Source organism: Oerskovia enterophila (genome assembly GCF_001692445.1).
GTDB lineage: Bacteria > Actinomycetota > Actinomycetes > Actinomycetales > Cellulomonadaceae > Oerskovia > Oerskovia enterophila.
Map to the genome: position 1 here is coordinate 1 of NZ_MAQA01000004.1, position 23,974 is coordinate 23,974.

Genomic DNA, 23,974 nt, shown 5'->3' on the forward strand with positions numbered 1-23,974 from the left:
GCTCTATCCCCTGAGCTACAGGCGCGTGGGCACGAACACGGAGGATCGGGCCCGGGGTGGGCGCGGTTGGGACAGTCCGGGGCCGGGACGCTAGGCTGTCGGGCGTCCCACCGGGCCCGATCCTCCGTGTTCGTGCCCACGCGCCTGTAGCTCAGGGGATAGAGCACCGCTCTCCTAAAGCGGGTGTCGCCAGTTCGAATCTGGCCAGGCGCACCGAACGAACCCGCAGGTCAAAGGCACTTTCTGTTAACACCCTGGCTATTGCGCCTCCCCCAGCGGGGGAGAGAAACTGCACCAAACTGCGACGCTTTGACCTGCACTGATACAAACTTGTTATTTCTGGACCTCCCCCAAACCTCCCCCAGGGGAGCCTGTAGAGCGGGCGTCTAGGGGTGCGGCGGGACGGCGCTATCAAGCCGATCCTGAGCGCGGGAACGCGCGGGTGACAGGGGCGCCAATCTCGAAAGACCTCCCCCGGAGAGCGAAACCGTGCCGCTACGTCCTGGTTAGACCCATTTAGACCAGCTTTCTTGGCGGCCTGGAGTTCACAGGCCGCGGAACCCCACGGGCCGGTCAGAATCTCGCCGGGGGGCACCGGGCGATGGTCCGGAACGCGTCCTCCGCACGCAACCACACCACCAGATCGCGCTGACGCACCCCCGGGTGCGCTCATGACGTGGGTGTCGGTCCACTTGACCGCCCTTGCGGACAGCAACACATCGTGCGCGCTCCACAGCGAGCCCCGAACTACGAACCCGTGCCGCGCCTATCCACGAGACACCACACAGTTCACCCGCGTCGGCGAGCCCAGATCCGCTCCTTCGATGGCATCCTCACGGCAGGGCGGGTGCGCGCTGACCGCTACTTCAAGCAGATCCAACCCTTCGGACCCTTGATCGGCTACATAGGAGGCCAAGTGGCGAACTTCGTACGACTGACGATGGGTGGCCTCAGAGGCTTTGCCCAGGAGCAGAGTCTTGAGTTCGCGCAGCCCAACGGCTCCCAGGGAAGCGGGCTGACCTTGCTGGTTGGTGCCAACAACTCCGGCAAGTCGACGATCATCGAGGGTCTGCGAGCGCTCAGTCAGTCCGCACCGCCAGCGTTCTCCAGCGGTCGACGGAACCGTGCCTTCGGCGACCGAGTGATGATACGGCTGGAGGGCGCAGACGGGGAGCCTACCGTGAGGCTGGAATCCGTCCGACCCGGTGGCAGTGAAGCAACGGCCGAAGGGACGATTGAGTCCGGCAGCCTCTTCGTCGTGCCGTCACGCCGCAGCTTCGCGCACCTGTTCCACGCCTCCATAAACACCCCCGGAGATCGGGTCAACTACCTCGGGAGGTACAGGGACGAAAGCCTTCGCCAGCAGAACCTTAGCAATTTCGAGATTCGGTTGTTCTCCATCGACCGAGATGCGAGTCGCAGAGCGACGTTCCAAAAGATGATGTCCAGAGTCATCGACCCGCCCCCGGAGTGGACGATCGACCAGTCGGACAATGGGCAGCATTTCCTCAAGTACCGGTGGCCCAGCCCCGGCGGACTCGACAGTGACCATTCGAGCGAGGGGCTCGGGGACGGGCTGACGAGCCTCCTGTCGATCATCGATGCTCTGTACGACTCAGAGCCATCGACCATGATCGTGATCGACGAGCCCGAGTTGTCTTTGCACCCGGAGTATCAGCGTCGACTCGCCGCGCTCCTTGTCGACCTGTCAAAAGACAGACAGATCGTCTGTGCAACGCATTCCCCGTACTTCATCTCGTGGGAGGCGATCAGCAACGGTGCCTGCGTCGTTCGGACGTACCGCTCACCAGACGGCTGCCAGGTACGCGCCGCTTCGCGCGACTCGCTCCGGTCGGTTGCTAGATCGGTGCGCGACACAAATAACCCGCACACCCTGGGTCTTCAGGCGAACGAGGTGTTCTTCCTGCACGACAGGGTAATCCTCGTCGAGGGGCAGGAGGACGTGGTCTTCTTTGACTTCGTGATGAAGGCGCTGGGCGTTGAGCTGCCTGGTTCGTTCTTCGGCTGGGGTGTTGGCGGGGCCGGGAAGATGGGCGCATTCGCAGGGCTCCTGCGCGACCTTGGCTACGAGTTCGTCGTCGGTATCTTGGACAACGACAAGACGGAAGAGCGTGACAAGCTTAGGACTCGCTTCCCCGAGTACCACTTTGAGTGCATCCCAGCAGCGGACATCCGAACCAAAGAGGCCCAGCCTCCTCGTGAAGAAAAGGTCGGGTTGCTAGACAGCAAGGGTCGCATCCGCGAGGAGCACAAGGCGGATACCGCAGACATGTTCAGTCGGATCAAGGCATACTGCGAACCCACGACGGTTGACATTCCCGGAATCGCGGACGAAGACCATGCGTCGCAACGATGATGAACGCATTTCCGCGGGCAGTAGCTCCTCGTGCATGTCTCACAGGAGCCTGACGATCGCCGGTAGGTCGCCCGACGGGCGGACGGGCGCACGTCCGGGCAGCTCGTAGTTCAAGGGCCTGCGCTGCGACCAGGGGCGGTCCTCCAACTGACCTGGGCGGGGCGCGGACGCCGTCAACCCGGCCCGGTCGTCTCTCTTGCGGCGGACCAACCGGGCATCTATGCTGACCTGCAAAGACGTCCGATCTACCGCGGCTCTCCTAAAGCGGATGTCGCCAGTTCGAATCTGGCCAGGCGCACCGAGGTAAGAGCGCAGTTCAGAGGCTCGGAGGCCCTGGATCTGAGTTCCGAAGAGGCCGGATTCTGGGGACTAAAGCCGCACCGCGGTGATCTGCACTTATTCGAACCTGTCAACTCCACGAATCCCCAGAAAATCCCCAGGGACTCTTCGGGACGGGGGTCAGATCGCGACGTCGATGTCGACGCCGTGGACCGTCACGACCAGCCGAGGTCGCTCGGCGCCCGCTGCGACGAGATGGTTGCGCAGTGTGGACAGCAGCATGTCGCTCTGGCGCTCGATCTGCGAGACCGCGCCCTGCGTCACGCCGAGCTGCTCTGCGATCTGCGCCTGGGTCTGGGCTCCCGCCCTGCGGATGGCAGACAGCGTCGCGGCGTAGGTGTCGTCCTCGGAGCGCATCTGCTCCCGGATGGCCTGAACCCGTGTCGCACGGTCTGGGTCTGCGAGTGTGCGGGCAAGCTTGTCGTTGCCTCGCACGAACTCGTTCTCGCTCATTTCACTTCTCCCTCTCTCGCAGCCACCGGTCGATGACCTGGTCCGCGCGGGTGCCCACGCTCTCGTAGAAGACGTCGCCCATGTTTGCCTTGTCCCCGGCCAACAGCGCGACGACCACCGTGTCCTCGTCGTCCGGGAACCAGCAGATCAGCCGCAGGGCGATTCCCTGCACGTAGGGGTGGCTGACCCGCCACACCGCGTACTTCTCGGGATCGACCCCGCGATGATCGCCGTCGAGCTGCGCTCGACCTTCGACAATCTGCGCTACCGATGGGAGCACACCGACGACTGGACCGCAGCCGAGCTGGCGATCGCGAGGCACGCCGAGGCGGTACGGATCCACCCGTTCGTCGACGGCAACGGCAGGTCAACGCGCCTGCTGGCCGACCTCGTCCTCCTCACCGTCTCCCCGGACGACGAACCGGCAGTGGTGTTCGACTGGGACCTGGACAGGAGCTTCTACATCCCCGCGCTGCGCCGGTTCGACCAGACCCGCAACCCCGCAGAGCTTGCCGAGCTCGTCGCCCTCCAGCTCGTCGACTCTGACTGAACAGCCCCGTCGGGACATGCCCTCAGAGTTCGGCGACGAACGGCGCGACGGCTCGCTCCATCGCATCCGCAAATTCGTTCGGTGAACCGAGCGGGACAGCACGATCTGGTCGTAGCAAGCACGGCTGGACCTGTTGGGACGCGGTCACCCGCAACGCCCAGAAACCCTCGACGCACTGAGCGCGTACAGGGCAGTCTGCGCAGGCTGGGTCAGGAAGGAACCGCGGGGCTGGACGAGTCGATCAGGACGACGCTCACTCCGCGGTACTGGTACCGCAGCTTCGTCTGTCCTGTGACGCGCGAGTCGTCGACAGGCCGACCGCACTCCGCGGAGAGCAGCGACTTGATCGTGTCACCGTCCACCCTGTTCTCGCTGCGAGCGTTGAACTCGGTCTCGACGAGCTGGAGCAGCTGGAGATCCGCGCCGACCTCGTCGGCGAACAGCATGATGTCTCGGATCTCGTGCAGGTTCTGCGGCTGCACCAACGTGTTGATCTCGACCTTCGGTAGTCGCTCTGCGGCAAGCCGGATGGCGTTGGTCACCGCGCGCACGGGCATGCGGGTTGCGGCAATGGACGCGAAGCTGGAGTCGGACAGGTAGTGCAGCGACAGCTTGATCTTTTCGATGTGGCATTCCTCGAGCCAGCCGATCGCTCGCGGTAGCAAGGTGGCGTTGCTGACCAGTGCGACCGAGTAGTCCTTCGACGAGTGCTCTGGGATCGACTCCAGGATGGTGCGCGCGCCAGGGTGCAGAAGCGGCTCGCCTCCGGTGATGTAGATGTGGTGTGAGCCCAGCACTATCGCGGCACGTATGACGGCAACCGCAGTTTCCGTCTTGAGCATGCTCCCGGTTGCGGGCGTCACACTCTGCGGCGTTACGGCGCCTTCGTTGTGGCAGAACCAGCATGCGATGCGCCTCGCGATGTGAGCAACCAGCGCAGGGCGGCCGTCGATCTGGCAGAGGGGCTCCTTCACCAGTTCGGGCTCGACCACCTCAACCTGCTCGCTCGGCCCGGCGCCGGCTGAGCGCACGGTTGTTGGTCGACACCCGGTAGTGTGCCCCGGTGGGGCGGTGCTGTGGCGTTCGCGTCCACGTCGATGAGGACGACATGGAGGGGTTTTGGACGGGCTTCTAGACGGAGAGCTGCTTGAGGGGGCGCACGAGGCTCGGATCTCGTACAGGCCCGCCCGGATCGCGATGCCGCTCCGAGGTGGCGACTTCCGCAGACAGGTCGAGCACGTGTGCCAAGTGTGGGGTGGGGCCACGAGGCCGTTGATCCCCGTCGACCGCGAAGGGCGCGTCGGCGAGCTGTGGCGTGGCGTCCTGCCGGGAGCAGACGTGGACGGCCTGGACGGCGCCCACCCCTTCGATCTCGCGAAGATCGAAGAGCTCCGGGTCACTTCCGATAGGTCCGGTCCGAGCTACGGGGACCAGCTCGCGATCACCCTGCTGCCGTACCGGCGAGAAGAGGAGTTCCCGAAGCTTGAGGTTGTGACGCTTGAGCTGGACGACCCGTGGGACGGAATCTACGCCGCCTGCTTGGGGGCACTGCCCGAGTCGCTTGATGCTGAGTACCTACGGACTCAGCACTACAACCCAGATCTGGCGTTCGAGGATTTCGCACACGTTGACCGCGTACGAGTCATGGGTTCGCTGGACGACCTGCTGGAGCGTCTCGTGGCTCGTACGCCTGCCACGCCGAGGCGCATGTCGATGCTTCATCTCGCGTACGGGACGAGCGGGAGCAGTTCGATCCGCTCGAGGACAGACGTCATTCCTCAGGAGGGTTTCGCCCGCAACGACGCTGGCCCGAACGTCGTCGTCGTGTGTTCTCCTGGGAGCACCGACGACCTGGCGCTTCTGTGGAACCTGCGCGCGGCGAACGGCGACGCCTTCTCCGTACCGATCGGCGTACCAGCAGAATCCCTCGATGCCGACGCGCTCTCGAAGATCTTGCGTGAGGGCAGAATCGCGATCAACGGAATGCCTCACCGCTCGCTCTACGTGACGAGCACCAGCGTCTCGGCCGCCGACCTACGCAGCGCCGTGGCGCAGCAGGACATGGCAGAGATAGTCGAGCCTGCCGAATTGGTTGACTTAGGACGGCCGGGGACGATCAGCAGAGACGAGGTGCTCATCTGGGCAGAGGGGAAGTCCCGCGTTCAGATGGTGCCCCGGGATTCAGTGGAACGGATCTTCGAGCGCGGGGCACCAAGCGACTTCACCCGGATGTACCTCGATGTGCAGGTGTATGACAGCCCCCTGCCCCAGGCCCCCGACTACAGGGTCGGAGACTTCTACGCAGGGTCACGCACGACCTTCACAGTCCTAGACCGGTCGTCCAAGATCGAGGATCTTGAGTGGCCTTCGCGTCTGCTCATGGCGCAGTCGCTGGCGGCGAGGCGCGGCTACGATCTCGCAGAGTCTGATCCGGGCCGTGTGGCGCGCTTCGCGCTCGCCGCCATGGGAAGCATTCCTGGAATCGACATGCTCATCCACGCCCCGCTGCTCGGTCTCCTCGAAGAGATGGCGGCACGGCAAGGTTTCAACTGGTACAAGAGCCGCCTGCGATCTCAGGGGGACACCGCAGACCCGCTCGACGCAGTCGGCCCAACAGTGGACGAACTCCCTCGCAAGACCCTCAACGACTTCAGAAAGGTGCTCGGCCAGAACTCGGCGGCCGCGCGCCAGTGGCTGGTGTGGGCCGAGAAGGCAAACGTCGTCGTCAAGGGTTTCGAGATTTCGTGCCCGGTGTGCGGGGCGAAGCAATGGCTCCCCGTCTCGGCGTTCGCCCCACCGATCACGTGCCGTGGCTGCGCCGGACACATCGAGTACCCGTTCGGCCAGCACACCTCGGTCGACTTTCGGTACCGGCTGTCCGAGCGCATGAGACGTGTGTTCGAGTGCGATGCGATGGGTCACCTGCTGCTGCTCCGGCTCTTCAGGTACGTCTTCCACCCGAGTCCGGGCGGCGGGGGTTTCCTCGTAGGTATGAGTCCGGGGATGGAGGTGCGCAAGCGCGGAACTGCTGACCCCCTCGGAGAGGCAGATCTCCTCATGCTCAGCCGTGCCGGGGAGTTCATCCCGGCAGAGTTCAAACGTTCAGCGACCGGGTTGACTGAGGGCGAGATGGAGAAGCTCGATCGGCTCTGCGAGGCACTCCACTCACCCTGGTCCGTCGTTGCGTACGCCGCGTACAACAAGGACGTCGAGACCGACATCGCCGGTCTTGAGCGACGGGACAGCGCCGGGGTCCGCACGCGCGTCGTGCTCTCGTACGACCGGCTTTTAAGCGTGCACCCCGTCTGGAGCATGGGCGACGATCCCTTCGCGATTCGGACAATGAGCCAGGAGGAGATCGACGAGCGCGAGGCGGCGTTCGTCAGCTCCCTCGCCGGGATTGATCCTGGTGATCGCAGCTGGCTGGAGTACTCGATGCTCGAGACCCGCTGACGCTGGTCAGCCGGTCGGGTGCATCTGTGCGATAGGGCCGCGAGTAGTCCGATCGACCGGCTGGCGCCGGAGCCACCGCTCGAGCGCGAGGCCGAGCCGCGCAGCCACAATGGGGGTCGCCGGGTCCGGCGCGTCGGTGACGAACCCGCGCCGAGTGAGCGCGCCCTCGAGCCCGTCGAGCGAGACGACGTCGGCACCAGGCACGCTCAGCCAACGCACGCTCGCGCTCTCGCCAGCCTTGCTCGGCCACACAATCCAGAGCGGGCGCACCAGCACGCCGCCGGACTGACGGACGTACGAGCCCATCCTGTCGACGGCCAGCTGTGCGTGACGGTGCGTGGCCGGAGCGAACATTTCCGTGCCTCTGCGCGGGGTTACGCCCAGCCACCCACCCCAGTAGGTGCCTGGTTCCCAGAGCTTCGCGTCGACCAGCAGCACGCGCCCACCGTGAACCCAGATGCCGTCCACATCCGCACCTCGCGATCCGGGGATCGTGCACGGCCCTAGTGCCACCGCGTGGGGCAGCTGCTCGTGCAGCAGGTCCTCCGTTGCTCGCTCGGCTCGCGCTGCGAGGTACTGGCCGCGGGCAGCGGTTTCCCGCCATCCGGTGCTCGTCATGACTGCGTCTCCGTTCTCGACGGAGCCGTCCCCGTCGCCTCGTCGTCCGCTGCGTCGGTCCGAGCAGCGGTGCCTTCCTCTGTACCGCCGAGCAGGCGTCGTGCAGCCGAATCCGCCCTGCGGCCAGCGGGCGTGCAGGACGAGGGTCTCCGCGACGACGGTGCCGACCGCGTCACTGCGGTCGTCGGGGACGGTCGCAGGGAGCACCGCGGCGGCCTCCATCCACGCGCGCAGCACTTCAGCGAATCCCTCAGGAGGGTTGTCGCCGACGAGCACCGGGGCCACCGAGGACCAGGCCCCGGATGCCAGGCGGCAGGAGCTTCCCGTACGCGCGCACCAGCTCGGTCTGCTCGTCGATGATCGGTAGGCCGCGCTTGCTCTGCTGGTGCAGCCGGACCGCGCGAGTGCGCTCCGCCTTCGCTTCCGCTCGTCGCGTCTTGCGTGTCTTTCGTGCCTCGGCGGCGCCAGAGGCCAGCGCTGCACGGTCGAGGTCTGCGACGGTCCACGTCTCCAGATCCACACCGGCGTCGGCGACAGCCCGGCGGGTATTCTTACCCAGGCCGCCGGCGACCCTGGCGTGCGGTTCGCGGCCGTCAGCGACAAGCGCGCGAGACAGCGCAGTGCGCATCAGTGCCCACCAGCCCATGCGACCAAGCCCAGCGCCCTCGAAGACGTCGTGGGTCACCAGCCGTGCGACGGAGCGCACGTCTTCGGTCATCAGCTGAGCAAGAGGCGACGCAGAACCCGCATAATTGAGGGCCACCCGGAAGCCGAGGCCTGAGCTACGGCCGTAGTCGCGACGGACCACCCATACCCTCGACGGACCGGCATAACGACGAACCGCCGTGCGCACTGTCGCCGGGTCCCACCCGAGCGCCGCACCGGTGTCATGGGCCGTGCCTGGCGCAGCACACCCACGACAGCCTTGATGTCGTCCGCGTCGCACGCACCAGCCGCACGATCTGCGTACTGCACGGCACGGGCAGCCGCCAAAGCAGCGGCGCGAGGGGAGCGTCCAAGTGCCCGCGTCTGCACAGCGCGCACAGCAGCATCACGGGCGGCTGGGTCAGCGCGCACAGCAGCATCACGGGCGGCTGGGTCAGCGCCCTTCCCACCGATATGCACACCCGCCGACGGTGCAGTGATGGTCGATACGTCACTCATGAGGAACACCTCCCAGAGAGTCGGCGCGGGGCTCCGTCATCCGTCCCGACGTGCGCAACGCGGAGCGCCGCCGCGGAGCCGAGCGAAACTCGACCAGCGCGAAAATCGCGCGCAGCAAAGCCCCCACGGCGCCAGAGTGGAGGCGTTCTCGGCAACGCCGAGTCAGGGCGAGATTGGACGTCGTGGCGTGCGTCGTCGTGAGAAACGTCCGCAGTGTGACGAACAGGGCACCACCCTGAACCGCCGGAACCTGGGGCAGCGGCAGATGGCCGCCGCGGCGGCGGCCATCGGAATCCCTGACTTGACCGTCCATGAGCTCCGGCACACCGCGCCATTGCATCCGGTCTCGATGTCCACGCTGTCCAGCGCATCGCCGGCCACTCGCGGCTGTCTACGAGCCTGACGTGTACTCGCACTGGCTGGGGGGAGGACTGGACCGCCGCGAGGGAGCAGATAGGGGACTACGTGGCTGCGGAGCGTGCGAAGGCTGCGCTCAAAGTCCCCAGAAAATCCCCTGAGGCTCCCGAGCAAGCCTCTGACCTGCGCGACTAACTCAAAGACAACCGGGCTCCTAAGGCGGGTGTCGCCAGTTCGAATCTGGCCAGGCGCACCAGCATCTCCCCGGCTTGCCTGGGCCCCCGGGTCTACCGCTCGTCGCGCCGCTCGACCGACGCCCTCGTCGCCTCCGGCGCGCGGCCCCGCGCCACCACCCGCCCGGCGAACTCCTCGACCGCTGCGACGACCGCGTCGAACCTCATCGAGTGGAACAGGTCGAACCCGTGCTGCGCCCCGGGCAGCTCGGCGTACACGACCGGCGACGACGAGACCTCCCGCAGGTGCCGCACGAACCGGCGCGCCCCCTCGACCGGCACCAGGGTGTCCTGGTCGCCGTGCACCACGAGGAACGGGGGAGCGTCGGGCCGCACGTAGTCGGCCGGCGACGAGTCGACGGCCAGGTCGCGGCCGCTGCCGTAGTACTCGCCGAAGTAGCCGTAGAGGCAGACCACCCCGACCACGGACGTGTCGGCGCCCTCGAACCCGGGCTGGAACCGGGCGTCTCCCGGGGTGAGCGCGGCGAGCGCCGCGAGGTGCGCGCCGGCCGAGCTGCCCGCGACGACGACACGAGCGGTGTCGGCCCCGTGGTCGGCGCCGTGCTCGCGGACCCAGGCCAGCACCTGCTTGGCGTCGACCAGGTGGCCGGGGAAGTTCGTCGTCGGGCGCAGTCCGTAGTTCGCGCTCACGCACACCCAGCCGTGGCTCGCGAGGCGCGAGAGCATCGCCCGGGCCTCGAGCTCCTTGCGCCCGCTCACGTACCCACCGCCGTGGAAGTACACGAGCGTCGGCCCGTCGGGCGGGCGCGACCGGGGGCGGTACACGTCGAGCCGGTGGTGCTGGGCGCCGTCGCCGTACGCCAGGTCGCGCACACGCGCGACGTCGCGTCGCCGTACCGCGAACGGGGCCAGCAGGATCCGGCGCCAGGGCAGCCCGCGCGCCGTGACGGCTCCCGGCGCGGTCGCGAGTCCCGCGACGAGCGTGCGGTCGAGCGCGGGCACCGCGCGCAGGCCGCGTCGCGCGACCACGACGAGCCCGGCCGCGGTCAGGACGGACAGGGCGAGCCCGACGCGGCCGGCGGGCGTCGCGCCGTCGCCGTCGCCGACCGCGATCACCGACAGGGCGGTCAGCGCGGCCAGCATGACGAACGGCTGCTCGTTCACCAGGACGCTCAGGCGAAAGCTCAACCGTCCCAGTCCGGGCGGCCGGCGGGCGGGGACCAGGGACGTCGTGGTGCAGCACGCGAGCAGCAGCACCGGGACGAGGTACCCGATCGCCATGGCCCGCTCCTTCGCCGCCCGCGCGTGGACGCGTCGTCGTCCGCGTCTTCCGGTCTACACCGCCGGGCCCGACGGCGCGCGGGCAGGTCCGCACGCGCGGACGCCGCGGCCGGCCAGCCGGGGTGGGCTGACGGCCACGGCGTCAGGTTCTGTCCTCCCGTCGGTGCGGCACCTGTCGCCGCACCGACGGGGCGTCGGTCAGCTGCTCAGCGCCGCGGTCGGCGAGGTGCGGGACGCGCGCACGGCGGGCAGGACGCCCGCGACCGCCCCCACGAGGATCGTGACGACGACCCCCAGCACGGGGACCTCGGGGGGGATCGCGAGACTCCACCCGTTCGTCCTGGCGACGACGGCCGTGATGACCCACCCGAGGACGGCTCCGGCGACCCCGCCGAGGGCCGAGAGCAGCATCGCCTCGAAGAGGAACTGCACCCGGATGTGCTTGCGCGTGGCGCCCAGGGAGCGCCGCAGACCGATCTCCTGGCGCCGTTCCAGGACCGAGATGACCATGGTGTTGGCCACCCCGATCCCACCGACGAGCAGGGCGATCGAGCCCACCCCGACCAGGAGCCCGGTGAAGGCCTGGTCGACCGTGTTCTTCGCGGCGAGGGCGTCCGAGGGGCGGCTGACCTGCACCTGGCTCGGCGAGTCGGGGTGGATCGTCGGCGGCAGAAGCTTGCGCACCTGGGCGACGCTCTCCTCCGTGGACCGCTCGTAGATCGTCGTCGGCGCACCGTCGTGGTCGAAGAGGTCGGAGGCGATCGGTTCGCCGACGAGTGCCGTCGAGTCGAGCTCCGGGGCGAGGGGCGACGACTCGAGGATGCCCACGACGGTGAACGGGTGACCGCCCACCCACACGAGGCTGCCCACCGTGCCGATCCCCAGGCGTTCGGCCGTCCCGCGGCCCAGGACGACGGCCGGGTACTGCGCGGTCGACTCGTTGAGCCACGACCCGTGCATGAGCCGGGCACCGGTCGCCTCGAGCAGGTCGAGGTCGGCGGCCGCCACGGTCAACCCTCCGGTGCGGCCGGGATCGACCTCGGAGCTGCGGAAGATCGTGATCGTGTCGAGCGTGCCGATCGAGCTCACGTGCAGGACGTCCGGGATGCGCCGCACGAGCGCGACCGCGTCCGGTGGGAGGGGCGCGTCCTGGCCGAGGACGTCCGTGCCGGCCGTGACCGTGAGCAGGTTGGTACCCAGCGCGGACAGCTTGTCCTTGATGAGCGCCTGGCTCGAGGTCGAGATGCCGATCACGGAGATCATGGCGGCGATACCGATCGCGATGCCCAAGGACGAGAGGATCGCGCGCATGGGGCGGGCGCGCAGCCCGTGCAGGCCGAGGCTGAAGAGGTCGCCGGGCCGGAGCCTGGAACGGCGGTCGAGGCTCATCGGCTGTCCTCCCGGTCGTCGGAGAGGATCCTGCCGTCGCGGATGCGGACCTGCCGGGGCAGGCGGTCGGCGAGCTCCTGGTCGTGGGTGATGACCACGACCGTGGTCCCGGACCTGTTCAGGTCGTGGAGGATCTCGACGACGCCCTCGCCGGAGGCGGTGTCGAGGCTGCCGGTCGGCTCGTCCGCCAGGAGCAGGCGAGGTTCGCCGACGACGGCGCGCGCGATCGCGACGCGCTGGCGCTCTCCGCCCGACATCTGCCGCGGGTGGTGGTGCAACCGTGCGCCGAGGCCCACGCGTTCGAGAGCAGTGCGCGCCCGGCGACGGCGCTCGCGGGGCGCCAGGCCGGTGTACAGCAGACCGGTCGCGACGTTGTCGAGGGCCGTGACGCCGTCGGACAGGTGGAACTGCTGGAAGATGAACCCGATCGTGTAGGCCCGCAGGGCCGAGAGGCTCGCGTCGCTCATGGCGGTCACGTCGTTCCCGGCGATCCTGGTCGCGCCCGAGGACGCGCGGTCCAGGGACCCGATGATGTTGAGCATGGTCGACTTGCCGGACCCGCTCGGGCCGACGATCGCGACCATCTCACCCTCGTCGATCTTCAGGGTGACTCCACCGAGCGCGACCGTCGGTGGTGACCCGTAGGTGCGGGTCACGTCCTCCAGGTCGATGATCGCTGTGCTCACTTGGCCACCACGATCGTGTCGCCCACCTCGAGGTCGCCCCCGGTCACCTCGACCAGGCCGTTGGCGAACGTGCCGAGCTCGACCGGCACCAGGTGCGTGCTGTCGCCGTCCGAGGTCTCGACGGCGAAGCCGCCCCCCGGCTGCGCGAGCAGGGCCAGGACGGGCACGGTCAGCACGTCGGTCGCGCGGGTCCGGGTGAGCACGAGCGTGACGGCGACGTTGTCGAGAGACTCGGCCGCAGCCGGGTCGTCGAGCGTGAGGGTCACGGGCACCTTGAGCGTCTTGTCGTCGCCGCCCTCCTGCTCGACCGGCGCCCCCACCTCGGCGACCGTTCCCGTCGTGGAGACGCCTCCCGGGAGGGTGATCGCCACGTTGGTGCCGACGGGGGCGATGGGTGCCTGTGCCTGGTCGAGGAAGGCCTGGACCTGCTTGTCCGGTCCCGTGACGGAGAGGATCTCGGGACCGGCGGTGTCGCCGACCTGCGCCTTGTGCGACTGCACGCGGACGTCGACGAGCGAGAAGACGACCCGGCCCAGGTCGATCGTGCCGGTCTGCTCGACCTTCAGCGACTTCTGCCACTTCTTGATCGCGGCCGTCGTGCTCTCGCTGAACGTGGAGTCGGGCTTCGCGACGAAGAAGCCCAGCTGGGCGAGGTTCTGCTCGAGCTGGAGGACGTCGTTCCCCGGGGACATCCCGGCGGTGAACGCGCGCCAGGCGGGCAGGGGCCCTCGCAGCAGGGTCACGGGGAGGTCGTCGATCCGGAACAGCTCCTGGCCCACGGTGACCACCGTGCCCGGTGCGGGGAGCCCGGTGATCACCCCGGTGAGCTCCGTCCCCAGGTCGCGTTGCGCGTTGTGGGCCAAGGTGCCCTGGGTCCGGACCTGCTCCGTGAGGTCACCCCGGTTCACGGTGACGGTCTCGAGCTCGAGCCGGGTGCTCGTGGGGTCGGGGGCCGCGGGCGGACGCGTGAGAGCGACCACGCCGACGACGGCCGCGACGGCTGCGAGGGCGCCGAGGGTCGTCAGGATCCAGCGTCGTGCTCGGTGCGGGCGGGCGGTGGTGGTCGCCGAGGACTGGTCGGTGGTGGTGGGAGCGCTCACTGGACGGCTTCCTGGCTCTTGGCGTAGCAGGTGTCGACGACGTCGGGGTCGATCTCAGGACCGAGCGCCTCGCTCATGCCCGATCCCTTGACGGGGTCGGGGTAGTCGTAGCCGGCCTCGCGCATGCACGCGGCGAATGCCAGCTGGGCCTCGAACATCTCGTCCTCGGACGGCATGTTCTCGTCGACGGGGGCCTCGCCGATCTCGTCGATGCAGGCCGTGTACTCGGTGTCGAACGCCGCCGACTCCTCGCTCGTCATCGACGGCGTGCTGCCACCCCCCTCGCTCATGGCGACGAGGTCGTAGCCGGCGTCGAGCATGCAGTCGTCGACGTCCTGCCGCCATTCCTCGATGGTCATCTTGGCGGCTCCCGTGTCGAGCTCGGGGTCGGCGTCCGCAGCGGGGGAGCAGGCCGAGACCGCGAGGAGCAGGCCCGTCCCGAGGAGCGCGGTGAGGGAACGGATGGTCGTCGTGCGCACAGTGTTGTCCTTTCGTCGCGTCGAGGTCGGGCGACCTGACGTGCTGCGCCGATCTCATCAAGCCCTTGGTTGCGGAAACGTAAGGTCCGCGCCTTACCTCGACGCAACCTTCTCCGTGGTCTCCTGAGGGAGATGGATCGGCGAGGCGCCGCGAACGGGCTTCCTGAGCGAAGGAAGAAGGGTGGACACGCACGTGAGAGTGCTGATCGTGGAGGACGAGGAGTACCTGGCCGACGCCGTCCGGGCACGTCTGGCCATGGAGGCGATCGCGGCCGACGTGGCCCCGGACGGCGACGCGGCGCTCCTCGCCGTCGACCTGTACGACTACGACGTGGTACTGCTCGACCGGGACATCCCCGGCGTGCACGGGGACGAGGTCTGCCGGCGCCTGGCGGCCGACCCTGCCGGGCCCGCGGTGCTGATGCTCACGGCAGCGGGGACCCTCGACGACCGTGTGGACGGGCTCGGCCTCGGGGCCGACGACTATCTGTCCAAGCCGTTCGAGTTCCCCGAGCTCATCGCCCGGCTCCGCGCCCTCAACCGGCGCAGCTTCACGTCCCGGCCTCCGGTGCTCGAGCGACGCGGAGTCCGCCTTGACCCGTTCCGCCGCGAGGTCACGGTCAGGGGTCGGCGCGTCACCCTGACCCGGAAGGAGTTCGCGGTGCTGGAGCTGCTCCTGGCGGCCGACGGAGCCGTGGTCAGCGCGGAGACGCTCCTGGAGAAGGCCTGGGACGAGAACGCCAACCCCTTCACGCACGCCGTCAAGGTGACCGTCAGCACGCTGCGGCGCAAGCTCGGCGACCCGGGGGTCATCACGACGGTGCCCGGTGCGGGGTACGTGATCAGCGATGACTAGCCCGCGGCCCACCCCGCCGCCGTCGGACCTCGACGGCGGGGAGCCGGTGACGAAGCGCTACCGCCTGACGGTGCGCGCGCGGCTCGCACTGACCTACTCGGCGCTCCTGACGGGGGCGGGCATCGTCCTGCTCGCGATCGTCTACGTCTTCATGCGCTACGTCCCCACCTACGACTTCGCCGCGGCCACGACGGCGTCCACCGACGCGGCCTCGGTCGCCCCCGGGGGCTCGCTGGTCCCCACCGACGACCCGACGGCACCGGCAGCGGTGGTCGTCCCCGCGTCCGAGCTCCTGGTGACGTCGAGCGAGCAGCTCCTCAACCTCCTGCTCGTGACCTCGATCGTCGTGCTCGTCGTCCTGGCGGTGCTGGGCACCGCGGTCGGCTGGGCGGTGGCGGGCCGGATGCTCCGGCCGTTGCAGGACATCAACTCGGCCGTGCACCGGGCGAGCGAGGGAGACCTGGCGCAGCGGATCCGGTTGTCCGGACCCCGGGACGAGATCTCGGAGCTCGCAGAGAGCTTCGACGAGATGCTCGATCGCCTCGACCGGTCCTTCACGGCCACGCGCCGCTTCGCAGCCAACGCCTCGCACGAGCTGCGGACCCCGCTCGCGACGACCCGGGCCATGCTGGACGTCGCCCTGGCCCAGCACGACGACCCGGAGGAGAGGGTCGTGTTCGACCGCCTCCGGGTCATGAACGAACGGAACATCGAGACGGTGACGGCCCTTCTGGACCTGGCGAGGATCGACTCGTCGCCACCGCGCCTCGAGCAGTTCGACCCGTCCAGGGTCGTCGCCCAGGCGATCGAGTCGTGCGCCGAGGAGGCAGCGGCCCACGACGTGCGGATCGAGCACCGGCTGACCGAGACGACCATCGACGGCGAACCCGTCCTGCTCCGCCAGCTGGTCACCAATCTTGTGCAGAACGGGATTCGGCACAACGAGCCCGGCGGATTTCTCGCGGTCGAGGCCGCCCCGTCCGACGTTCCGGGGGGATGGGAGATCGAGGTCGTCAGCTCCGGCCAGGTCCTCGATCCCGAGGCCGTCGAGAGATTCACCGATCCGTTCATGAGAGGAACCGGGCGCACGAGGAATGCGAGCTCGGCCGGACAGGGACTGGGGTTGTCGATCGTCGCGGCGATCGTCGACCGGTTCCGGGGCGAGCTCCGGCTCGCGCCGCGCCAGGGCGGGGGCCTGCGGGTGAGCGTGGTCCTCCCGCCGGCCCGCAGCGTGAACGGCGAGCACCCGCGGTCCATGACGTGAAGAAGGTGATCCGGTGCCCGGGTCGCCTCGCCGGACCTGCCCCTCCCGACGAGGGGCAGGTCCGATACCGAATTCCAGAGCGGTCTCTTTCCGGGCAGCCTTGACAAAGGCGTCAGGAATGTTCGCCCCAGCATCCGTGGCGAATTCGCCAGGTGTTTCTTCCGGAGGTGCACGGCTTCTTCCGTGCACCGTGCCCGCGCGGTCGGTCCATCTGCTGATCGCGCATTGTCCGCGAGAAGCCGCACCCGCACGTGCAGCGGGCACCACGCCCCTAGGCTGGAGGCGCCCCGGGGATGGCCGGGGCCACTGCCTGAAGGGCCGCACGCATGAGCGACGTTCTGCACGACGACCAGACCCTCGACCCGCTGACCGTGAAGGGCTTCCGGCACAGCCGTCAGTGGGTGTTCGGCACCATGCTGTTCTCGGCGCTGGTCAGCCTGACCGCTTCGTTCGTCCTGTCCTACGACGCGGTGCTCCTTGCAGCGAACCCGACGGCCGAGCTCTCGTGCAACGTCAACGAGGTCCTGTCCTGCGGCGCCGTGGGGGTCGCGTGGCAGTCGTCGTTGTTCGGCTTCCCCAACGCGTTCCTCGGGCTGATCGCCGAACCCGTGGTCATCACGATCGCGGTCGCGAGCCTCGGCGGGGTGCGGTTCCCGCGCTGGTTCATGTTCTCGGCGCAGGTCGTCTACACGCTGGGACTGATCTTCGCGTACTGGCTCTTCTACCAGTCCATGTTCGTGATCGGCGCGCTGTGCCCCTGGTGCCTGCTCGTCACGCTCTCGACGACGCTCGTCTTCATGACGCTCCTGCACTGGAACATCCTCGAGAACAACCTCTACCTCCCGGCCAGGGCGCAGGAGCGCGCGCTGTCGTTCGTCCGCTCCGACGCGGACGTGTTCCTCACGGCGGCCTGGGTCGTCCTGATGATCGCGGGCGTCGTGCTCAAGCACGGTTCCAAGCTCTTCGGCTGAGCCCCGCGCAGGGCGGGGAAGAGCCTCCTGCCCGACGGCGCCACTCACCCTCGCGGCCACGCCCCACCCGGGGCGTGGCCGCTCGTGCGTCAGCACACGATGTGGCCGATGTGGCACTGAATGCCACGTTGACGGCCGTCCAGGAAGAATCTGCCGCGGCGAACTGGACGCTCGTCCACTTTCACCCGCTGCCGTCCGCTCACAGGTTTGACGAACCGTAGAAGACCTTGCAGAATCATCTCTGACGGTGCGTATCGCCTGCCCCCTGCGCGGTGCGCACCGTCCTCACACTTTCTCGGCCCGTTCTCGGTGCGCAATGACGCTCACAGCGAGTTCACAGGAGCCGGACCTCCCTCCCCGCAGTCGCCCTGGTGGCCTTTCTCGTCGCCCCGAGCAACCCGAAACGGCCGCCCACGGCGTGCCGGTGCCGGTTCGGCCACCCGCGACGGTTAGCGTTCCAGAGTGAACGCAGCCGCCCGCACCTCATCTGCCCACGAGTCCGTGGCCGATTCCGCTCGGCCGCTCACCGACCAGACCGCGCCCGACGGCGCCTCAGCCGGTGCCCCGCCGAAGGGGTCCGACGGCGCGACCGTCGCAGGGCCGCCCGTGCTCGTCGAGCCCCCCACGACCGCCGAGCTCGTCGAGGACGCCGTCCGGTCCTGGCGTGCCTCGCTCGTCGAGCTCGCGGGCGGTTCCTCGCTCGCGGACATCGGGCTCCTGGGGGACGCCGTCATCGATCTCACCGCGGCCCACCCGTCGGGGGTCGCGCAGCTCTTCGCCGGCCGACCGACCCGCCTGTCCAACCTCTTCCGCGAAGGGGCGTCGCTGCCCGCTGCTCGCCGCCGGGCCCGCGCCGTGGTCGTCCGGTCGCAGGAGCACGCCCAGCGCTACGGCGTCGCACCGACCTACCTCGCGATCGGTGTCACGACCTGGACCGAGGAGGAGCCCTCACGGCTCCCCACCGACGACGTCGCAGCGCTCGCGCACGTCGCCGGCTCGTCGCACGGCCGGACCATCGACGGGGCGACCGGCCTGCCTGCCGATCCCGCGGACCCGGCTCACGACCCCTCGGCCGACCCGGCCCAGGCCGCGCAGGGCGACCACGAGGCCGCCGCCGGCGCGCCGCACGCGGTGAGCGGCGCCGTCGGGCCCGAGGACGCCACGGTGAACCCGGCCGGCGGGGCCACCGCGCCCGACCCGGTCCTGCCGCGCACCGTGCGCGCCCCCGTCCTGCTACGCCCTCTCACGCTCACCCCGCGCGGCGACAGCGAGACCGACTACGACCTCACGCTCGAACCGACCGTCGAGATCAACCCCCTGCTCGCCCGCACCCTGCGCGCCCACGGCGGGCTGATCGACCCCGTGACGCTCGCCCGCAGCGCCTTCACGCCCGCGGGCTTCGACCCCTCGGACGCGCTCACCAGGATCACGGCCGTGGGCCGGGCCGTGCTCGGCGACTTCGAGATGACCCAGCGCGTGCTCGTCGGGACGTTCGTCCACCCCGGCCAGGTGCTCGTCGACGACCTCGACGAGCTGGCCTCGGGCCTGGAGCGGCACGAGGTCGTCGCGGCGCTCGCCGGCTCCGACGAGGCCGCGACCGCGCTCGAGCGCGAGCTCCCGGCGCCCCGCGTCGGGGACGCGGACCCCACCCAGGAGCGCGGGGTGGGCGACCTCGACCCCGCCCAGCGCCACGTGATCGACACGCTCGCGACCGGCAGCCACCTGTTCGTCGACGCTCCCGCGGGGTCCGACGTCGCGGGCACGCTCGCGGCCGTCGTGGCCGAGGCGGCGGCCAGCGGGCGCAGCATCCTCTACGTCCCCGGGCACCGCAGGGCGGCCGACTCGCTGACCCACCGGCTCGAGACGCTCGGCCTGGACGGACTGATCCTCGACATCGAGCCCGAGCCCACGTGGCGGGCCACGGCCTCGCACCGCCTGCTCGCGGCCATGGCCGCCGAGGCCGAGGTCGTCGACACCGACGCCGTGGCCCGCGTGCGCGACGGGCTCCTCGGTGCGCGTGCCCAGCTCTCGGGCTACGTCGAGTCGCTGCACCTGGTGCGCGAGCCGTGGGGGGTGTCCGCGTACGCGGCCCTGCAGGCGCTCGCACGCCTCACCGCGCAGCGCCCCGCTCCCGCGACGACCGTCCGACTCGGACCCGAGGTCACGCTCCGGATCGGCGCCGAGCGCCGCGCCGAGCTCGCGGCGCGGCTCGAAGGCGCGGCCGACGTCGGCGCGTTCACGCTCCGCTCGACGTCCACGCCCTGGTTCGGCGCGGACATCACGAGCAGCGAGGGCGCCCAGGACGCACTGGTCCGGGTCGAGCGGCTCGCGGCGCGGACCCTGCCCGAGCTCCGCGAGCAGGTCGAGTCGGTCGCCCGGACCACGGGCCTCACGCCTGCCACGTCGGTCCGCCAGTGGGGCGAGCAGCTCACGATGCTCGGCGGGATGCGCGGCACCCTCGACGCGTTCCAGCCCCTGATCTTCGAGCGCACCGCGACCGACCTCGTCGAGGCCACCGGGACGCGCCAGTGGCGCGCCGACAACGGGATCGACATGGGCTGGGCCCATCGGCGACGGCTCCGCAAGCAGGCCAAGGACATGCTCCGTCCCGGGGTCCGGGTCGCGGACCTCCACGCGGCCCTCGTCGAGGTCCAGGCGCAGCGCGCGGTCTGGCAGGCGCAGTGCCCCCGCGGCGGCTGGCCCACCCTCCCCGAGGGGCTCGCGGCGATCGAGGACACGTTCGAGGCCGTGCGTCTCGACCTCGAGTACCTCGAGCCGGTCCTGTCCACGACCCCCGTCGGGGCGGACCTGATGGATCTCCCGCTCCCCGAGCTCGCCGCGCGCCTCGTGAGCCTGAGCGAGGAGAAGGACGCGCTCGAGCACCTGCCGGCACGCACCGCGGCGCTGCGGTCGCTGCGTGACGAGGGGCTCGGCGAGCTGCTCGACGACCTCTCGGCCCGACGCGTCGAGAAGGAGCTGGTGGGCCCCGAGCTCGACCTCGCGTGGTGGAGCTCGGTCTTCGAGCAGATCCTCGCGCAGGACCCCGCGCTGGCAGGTCAGGACGGTGCGGGCCTCGAGGCGCTCGCGGGCCGGTTCCGCGAGCTCGACCGGACCCACATCACCGCGCTCTCGGCCCCCGTGCGGGTCGCGGTGCGCGAGCACCTCGGCGGCGCGATGCGCGATCACCGGTCCGAGGCGGAGGCCCTGTTCACCGAGCTCCTCGAGGGGCGGCTCACGAGCCTGCGCGACGCGCACGAGCTCTACCCCGAGGTCCTGCGCCGGCTGCGCCCGTGCGTCGTCGCGTCGCCCACGCTCGTGCCGCACCTGTTCACCCCGGCGCGCACGGTCGACCTCGTGATCCTCGACGCCGTCCAGCACCTGCCGGTCGAGCTCGTGCTGTCGGCCCTCGCCCGCGGCCGTCAGGTCGTGGTCGTCGGGGACCCGCGTGCAGCGTCCGGGTCGGCCGTCAAGGAGCTCGCCGCCGTCCTGCCCACGGTCGCCCTGTCCGCGGGTGGTGCGCGACGCGACCCGTACCTGACGGCCTTCCTCGTCGCGCACGGGTACGAGGGCGTGCTCCGCCCGAGCCCGCTGCCGCGGGCCGAGCCCCTGGTGCACCTCGACCTGGTCGACGGCGCAGGGATGCCCGACCCGACCTCGGGAGCGGTCGAGAGCACGCAGGCCGAGGTGGACCGGGTCGTGGAGATCGCGATCGAGCACGCCATGACGCGCCCCGAGGAGTCGCTCGCGATCGTCACGGTGAGCGCGGTGCACGCCGACCGGATCCGGGACGCGCTGCTCGCCGAGGTCCGGCAGAACCCGGCCCTTGCCGCGTTCTTCTCCGGTGCGCGGGCCGAGCCCGTCGTGGTGGCCGAGGTCTCGGCGGTCGCGGGGCTCACGCGTGACGCGATCGTCCTGTCGGTCGGGTACGGCCGCACCCCGCACGGGCGGGTCCTGCACCGGTTCGGCGTGCTCAACGCCGCGGGTGGGGACGCGATGCTCCTCGACACGCTGGGCTCGACGCGCCGTCGGCTGCACGTCGTCACGTGCTTCACCGCGGCCGACCTCGACCCCGAGAGGCTGCGGGGGCACGGCGCCAAGCTGCTCGCCGAGGTCCTGGACCTGGCCGAGCAGCGCAACGGCCGCGCGGACCAGGTCACGCTCGGCAACGGCGTGGACGTCGGGGGGAACCCGGACCGCCTCGTGATCGACCTGGCCGAGCGTCTGTGGCGCGCGGGTCTCGTGGTCGAGACCGACTACGGCGTGGCCGGGGGCGACCGGATCCCGCTCGTCGTGGGGCACCCCGACCTCCCGGGCGAGCTCCTCGTGGCGGTCCTGACCGACGACGACGCGTACGTCGCCGAGCGCAGCGTCCGCGTCCGCGACCGGCAGATCGCCGAGCGGCTCGAGTCCGCGGGATGGGTCGTGGCGCAGGTGTGGTCGGCGGCGGCGTTCCTCGACCCGGCCAAGGAGGCCGAGCGCATCCGCCGCGTGGTCCAGGCGGTGCGCGACGCTCGGCTGCCCGAGCGGGGCGGGATCGCGCAGACGGGGGGCGGCGACCGCATCGTCGTGGTGCCCGTGGTCGCGGACGACGAGTTCGGTACCGACTGACGGCTGAGAGAATGGGCGTGTGCTCCCCGACGACCCAGCCTCCCGCCCCGATGCCCCGGACCCTGCGGGAGACGTTGCGGGCGACGTTCCGGCGGTGGGCGTGCCGAGCGGGCATCCGCCGCGACGCAGGTCTCGCCGGGTCGTGCGACGGGGCACCGAGCAGGCAGGAGTCGCTGGACTGGGGTCCGACGACGACGCCGTGACCTGGGGCGACGCGCGCCCGGGGGCTGCGGAGAGCAGTCACGACGCCGAGCTTCTGCGAGACGTCCCGCCGCACTGGTCCTGAGTCGTCCGCTGCTCGGCGGGCTGCCCGGTCGGGCCGGCGCTCTTGCGGGCCGCGCCGGTGGGTCGGTGTTGCCAGGGGGCGGTGTTGTTTCTGCGTAGCCACCACGATTGTGGTGGCTACGCAGAAACACCACCCTCCTCTACCCGGAGGTGAGGTCGGCGGCACGCGGCCGCCGCCTTGAGGGCGCGAGCACGAACCTCAGCGGATGCCGGGCCCGTCGACCGGACCGGAACCCGGGCCGGCGCCGCGTGCGTTCTGCGCCGCGAGCAGGTCGCGGATCTCCTGGAGGACCAGGACGTCCTCGGCCGGCGCCTCGGGCTCGGCCTGCTCACCCGTCTTGCGCATCGATGCCAGGTGGTTCATGGGCATGACGATGACGAAGTAGAGCGCAGCGGCGACGCACAGGAACTTGAAGAGCGCGTCGAGGATGAGACCGATGCTGAAGTCGGCACCGTTGATGCTGAAGTTCAGGACACCCGTCAGGTCCGGCTTCCCGAAGATGGCGGCGACGAGCGGGTTGATGAGGCCGTCGACGATCGACGTCACGACGAGCGTGAACGCCCCGCCGATCACGACGCCGACCGCCAGGTCGATCGCGTTGCCGCGGAGCACGAACTCCTTGAAGCCGTTGAACACGTTCTTCATGCCAGGGTCCTTTCGAGAGGGGCGCAGACCCGGTCTGCGCGCCGAGGTCTCGGCGGCGTCCGGCCGGCAGGTTTGTCCTGACGTGATCTTTCCATGCTCGGGTGGTCGCGCATCTGGACGTCCGGCGCGCCGCGCGTCCGGGCACCGCCGCCGGCGGGGGCACGACCGCGGCCGCCACCCGCCACTACGGCACCAGCACGGCCGACAGTCCGCCCCACTGGCCGAGCCCCGCGAGCGACGCCGCTTCCTCGGGCAGCACGGCCACCAGCGTCACGCCGCTCTCGGCGGTGTCGCCGCCGAGAAGCCCGCCCGCGGGCTCCTTGGCGAGGGCCCCGGCCAGCACGAGCGCACGTCGCGCGACGTACGTGCCGGGCGCCCCGTCAGAGGACTCGTCGCCACCGGACGCGGCGACCAGGAGGTCCACCCGGTCCCCGGGGCCCAGCATGGTCGCCACGGCCGGGTCGGCCAGCCGCACCGGTGCCACGACCGTCCCGGCGGGGGCGGACGCCGCGAGCTCGCCCGCGGTCACGAGCGAGGGGGAGACGGTCTGCCCGCGCGGGAGTGCGACGGACGTCGTGCGCCCGACGGCGTCGCTCACCCTGGTCAGGGAGACCTGCGGTGCGAGCGACGACGCGACGTCCTCGACCCGGAGGTCGCGTCCGGTCAGCACGACCCCGGCACCGACGTCCCGGGCGGCGACCACCACGGGGCTGGTCTCGGGGGGTGGTGGGCTCACCCTGCCCACGACGACCGCGGCCACGAGGCCGCATCCCACGGCGACCACGACGGGACGTGACCGCCACGCGAGGGCGTGCAGGCGCCGTCGGGCAGCTGAGGACCGCGGCCGGGACGTGCGCCGGGAGCGTTCTGAGGCAGGAGGCATGGCGCGACCGTAGGGCGCCCG

The 23,974-nt window shown here is 70.1% G+C and carries 19 protein-coding genes and 1 tRNA gene; 8 read left to right on the forward strand and 12 right to left on the reverse strand.

Annotated features, from left to right (window positions below; translation table 11 throughout):
• Positions 1 to 140 precede the first annotated feature (140 nt).
• Together OERS_RS02570 and OERS_RS02575 are read left to right on the forward strand one after the other, a co-directional pair.
• Positions 141 to 213, forward strand: a tRNA-Arg gene (locus tag OERS_RS02570).
• A gap of 703 nt (positions 214 to 916) precedes the next feature.
• The gene (locus OERS_RS02575) at positions 917 to 2,377 is read left to right on the forward strand and encodes an ATP-dependent nuclease (RefSeq protein WP_139107655.1); all 1,461 of its coding nucleotides are present in this window, start codon (positions 917 to 919) and stop codon (positions 2,375 to 2,377) included.
• A 459-nt stretch (positions 2,378 to 2,836) separates the two neighbouring features.
• Here OERS_RS02575 and OERS_RS02580 read toward each other — a convergent pair whose 3' ends face one another.
• Complete coding sequence (locus OERS_RS02580) at positions 2,837 to 3,169, reverse strand: helix-turn-helix domain-containing protein (protein WP_068624220.1); 333 nt, start codon at positions 3,167 to 3,169, stop codon at positions 2,837 to 2,839.
• 1 nt (position 3,170) lies between these two features.
• Entirely contained in the window at positions 3,171 to 3,341 is a 171-nt protein-coding gene (locus OERS_RS02585) for a hypothetical protein (RefSeq protein ID WP_211268430.1), read from the reverse strand.
• Positions 3,342 to 3,347: 6 nt separating this feature from the next.
• Between OERS_RS02585 and OERS_RS02590 the strand changes: the two genes are divergently transcribed.
• The gene (locus tag OERS_RS02590; RefSeq protein ID WP_211268431.1) at positions 3,348 to 3,719 is read left to right on the forward strand and encodes a Fic family protein; all 372 of its coding nucleotides are present in this window, start codon (positions 3,348 to 3,350) and stop codon (positions 3,717 to 3,719) included.
• Positions 3,720 to 3,928: 209 nt separating this feature from the next.
• Here OERS_RS02590 and OERS_RS02595 read toward each other — a convergent pair whose 3' ends face one another.
• A complete protein-coding gene (locus OERS_RS02595) occupies positions 3,929 to 4,711 on the reverse strand; it encodes a radical SAM protein (protein ID WP_169834181.1) in 783 nt (260 codons plus the stop codon).
• 280 nt (positions 4,712 to 4,991) lie between these two features.
• On the opposite strand from OERS_RS02595, the gene OERS_RS21720 reads away from it, so the two are divergent.
• Positions 4,992 to 7,172 carry a hypothetical protein gene (locus OERS_RS21720; protein WP_211268432.1) on the forward strand — a complete coding sequence of 727 codons (2,181 nt, stop codon included), beginning with the start codon at positions 4,992 to 4,994 and terminating at the stop codon, positions 7,170 to 7,172.
• A gap of 6 nt (positions 7,173 to 7,178) precedes the next feature.
• Here the strand turns inward: OERS_RS21720 and OERS_RS02605 are convergent, their stop codons facing one another.
• The 7 genes from OERS_RS02605 to OERS_RS02640 all read right to left on the reverse strand — a co-directional run bounded on the left by OERS_RS02605 (position 7,179) and on the right by OERS_RS02640 (position 14,440).
• Entirely contained in the window at positions 7,179 to 7,790 is a 612-nt protein-coding gene (locus OERS_RS02605; protein WP_139107657.1) for a hypothetical protein, read from the reverse strand.
• A 250-nt stretch (positions 7,791 to 8,040) separates the two neighbouring features.
• Entirely contained in the window at positions 8,041 to 8,508 is a 468-nt protein-coding gene (locus OERS_RS20950; protein ID WP_139107658.1) for a hypothetical protein, read from the reverse strand.
• Between the two features lie 1,090 nt (positions 8,509 to 9,598).
• Entirely contained in the window at positions 9,599 to 10,786 is a 1,188-nt protein-coding gene (locus tag OERS_RS02620; RefSeq protein WP_068624232.1) for an alpha/beta hydrolase, read from the reverse strand.
• Between the two features lie 198 nt (positions 10,787 to 10,984).
• Entirely contained in the window at positions 10,985 to 12,175 is a 1,191-nt protein-coding gene (locus OERS_RS02625; protein ID WP_068624234.1) for an ABC transporter permease, read from the reverse strand.
• Positions 12,172 to 12,861, reverse strand: coding sequence for an ABC transporter ATP-binding protein (locus OERS_RS02630; RefSeq protein ID WP_056760457.1), 690 nt, complete (start codon positions 12,859 to 12,861; stop codon positions 12,172 to 12,174). Before OERS_RS02630 ends, OERS_RS02625 begins: the two co-directional genes overlap by 4 nt.
• Positions 12,858 to 13,961 (reverse strand): efflux RND transporter periplasmic adaptor subunit, encoded by a 1,104-nt coding sequence (locus OERS_RS02635; protein WP_056645499.1) that lies wholly within the window; start codon positions 13,959 to 13,961, stop codon positions 12,858 to 12,860. Before OERS_RS02635 ends, OERS_RS02630 begins: the two co-directional genes overlap by 4 nt.
• Positions 13,958 to 14,440 carry a hypothetical protein gene (locus OERS_RS02640; RefSeq protein ID WP_056760452.1) on the reverse strand — a complete coding sequence of 161 codons (483 nt, stop codon included), beginning with the start codon at positions 14,438 to 14,440 and terminating at the stop codon, positions 13,958 to 13,960. The genes OERS_RS02635 and OERS_RS02640 overlap by 4 nt, the downstream gene beginning before the upstream one ends.
• Positions 14,441 to 14,633: 193 nt before the next feature.
• Between OERS_RS02640 and OERS_RS02645 the strand changes: the two genes are divergently transcribed.
• From OERS_RS02645 to OERS_RS02660, 4 genes are all read left to right on the forward strand, one after another.
• Positions 14,634 to 15,296 carry a response regulator transcription factor gene (locus OERS_RS02645; protein ID WP_068624402.1) on the forward strand — a complete coding sequence of 221 codons (663 nt, stop codon included), beginning with the start codon at positions 14,634 to 14,636 and terminating at the stop codon, positions 15,294 to 15,296.
• Positions 15,289 to 16,560: a sensor histidine kinase gene (locus OERS_RS02650; protein WP_068624236.1), complete on the forward strand. Its 1,272-nt coding sequence runs from the start codon at positions 15,289 to 15,291 to the stop codon at positions 16,558 to 16,560. The genes OERS_RS02645 and OERS_RS02650 overlap by 8 nt, the downstream gene beginning before the upstream one ends.
• 326 nt (positions 16,561 to 16,886) lie before the next feature.
• A complete protein-coding gene (locus OERS_RS02655; RefSeq protein WP_056645508.1) occupies positions 16,887 to 17,531 on the forward strand; it encodes a vitamin K epoxide reductase family protein in 645 nt (214 codons plus the stop codon).
• Between the two features lie 501 nt (positions 17,532 to 18,032).
• Positions 18,033 to 22,139 (forward strand): hypothetical protein, encoded by a 4,107-nt coding sequence (locus tag OERS_RS02660; RefSeq protein ID WP_169834182.1) that lies wholly within the window; start codon positions 18,033 to 18,035, stop codon positions 22,137 to 22,139.
• Positions 22,140 to 22,623: 484 nt separating this feature from the next.
• On the opposite strand, the gene mscL is transcribed toward OERS_RS02660, so the two are convergent.
• Positions 22,624 to 23,070, reverse strand: coding sequence for a large conductance mechanosensitive channel protein MscL (gene mscL, locus OERS_RS02665; protein WP_068624237.1), 447 nt, complete (start codon positions 23,068 to 23,070; stop codon positions 22,624 to 22,626).
• Between the two features lie 184 nt (positions 23,071 to 23,254).
• Entirely contained in the window at positions 23,255 to 23,854 is a 600-nt protein-coding gene (locus OERS_RS02670; RefSeq protein ID WP_169834183.1) for an SAF domain-containing protein, read from the reverse strand.
• Positions 23,855 to 23,974 lie beyond the last annotated feature (120 nt).

What these genes read in the sequence shown, in the direction of transcription:
- OERS_RS02580 (WP_068624220.1), bottom strand. Translation starts at nt 3,169, where the DNA reads ATGAGCGAGAACGAGTTCGTGCGAGGCAACGACAAGCTTGCCCGCACA.
- OERS_RS02605 (WP_139107657.1), bottom strand. Translation starts at nt 7,790, where the DNA reads ATGACGAGCACCGGATGGCGGGAAACCGCTGCCCGCGGCCAGTACCTC.
- OERS_RS20950 (WP_139107658.1), bottom strand. Translation starts at nt 8,508, where the DNA reads ATGACCGAAGACGTGCGCTCCGTCGCACGGCTGGTGACCCACGACGTC.
- OERS_RS02620 (WP_068624232.1), bottom strand. Translation starts at nt 10,786, where the DNA reads ATGGCGATCGGGTACCTCGTCCCGGTGCTGCTGCTCGCGTGCTGCACC.
- OERS_RS02625 (WP_068624234.1), bottom strand. Translation starts at nt 12,175, where the DNA reads ATGAGCCTCGACCGCCGTTCCAGGCTCCGGCCCGGCGACCTCTTCAGC.
- OERS_RS02650 (WP_068624236.1), top strand. Translation starts at nt 15,289, where the DNA reads ATGACTAGCCCGCGGCCCACCCCGCCGCCGTCGGACCTCGACGGCGGG.
- OERS_RS02655 (WP_056645508.1), top strand. Translation starts at nt 16,887, where the DNA reads ATGAGCGACGTTCTGCACGACGACCAGACCCTCGACCCGCTGACCGTG.
- mscL (WP_068624237.1), bottom strand. Translation starts at nt 23,070, where the DNA reads ATGAAGAACGTGTTCAACGGCTTCAAGGAGTTCGTGCTCCGCGGCAAC.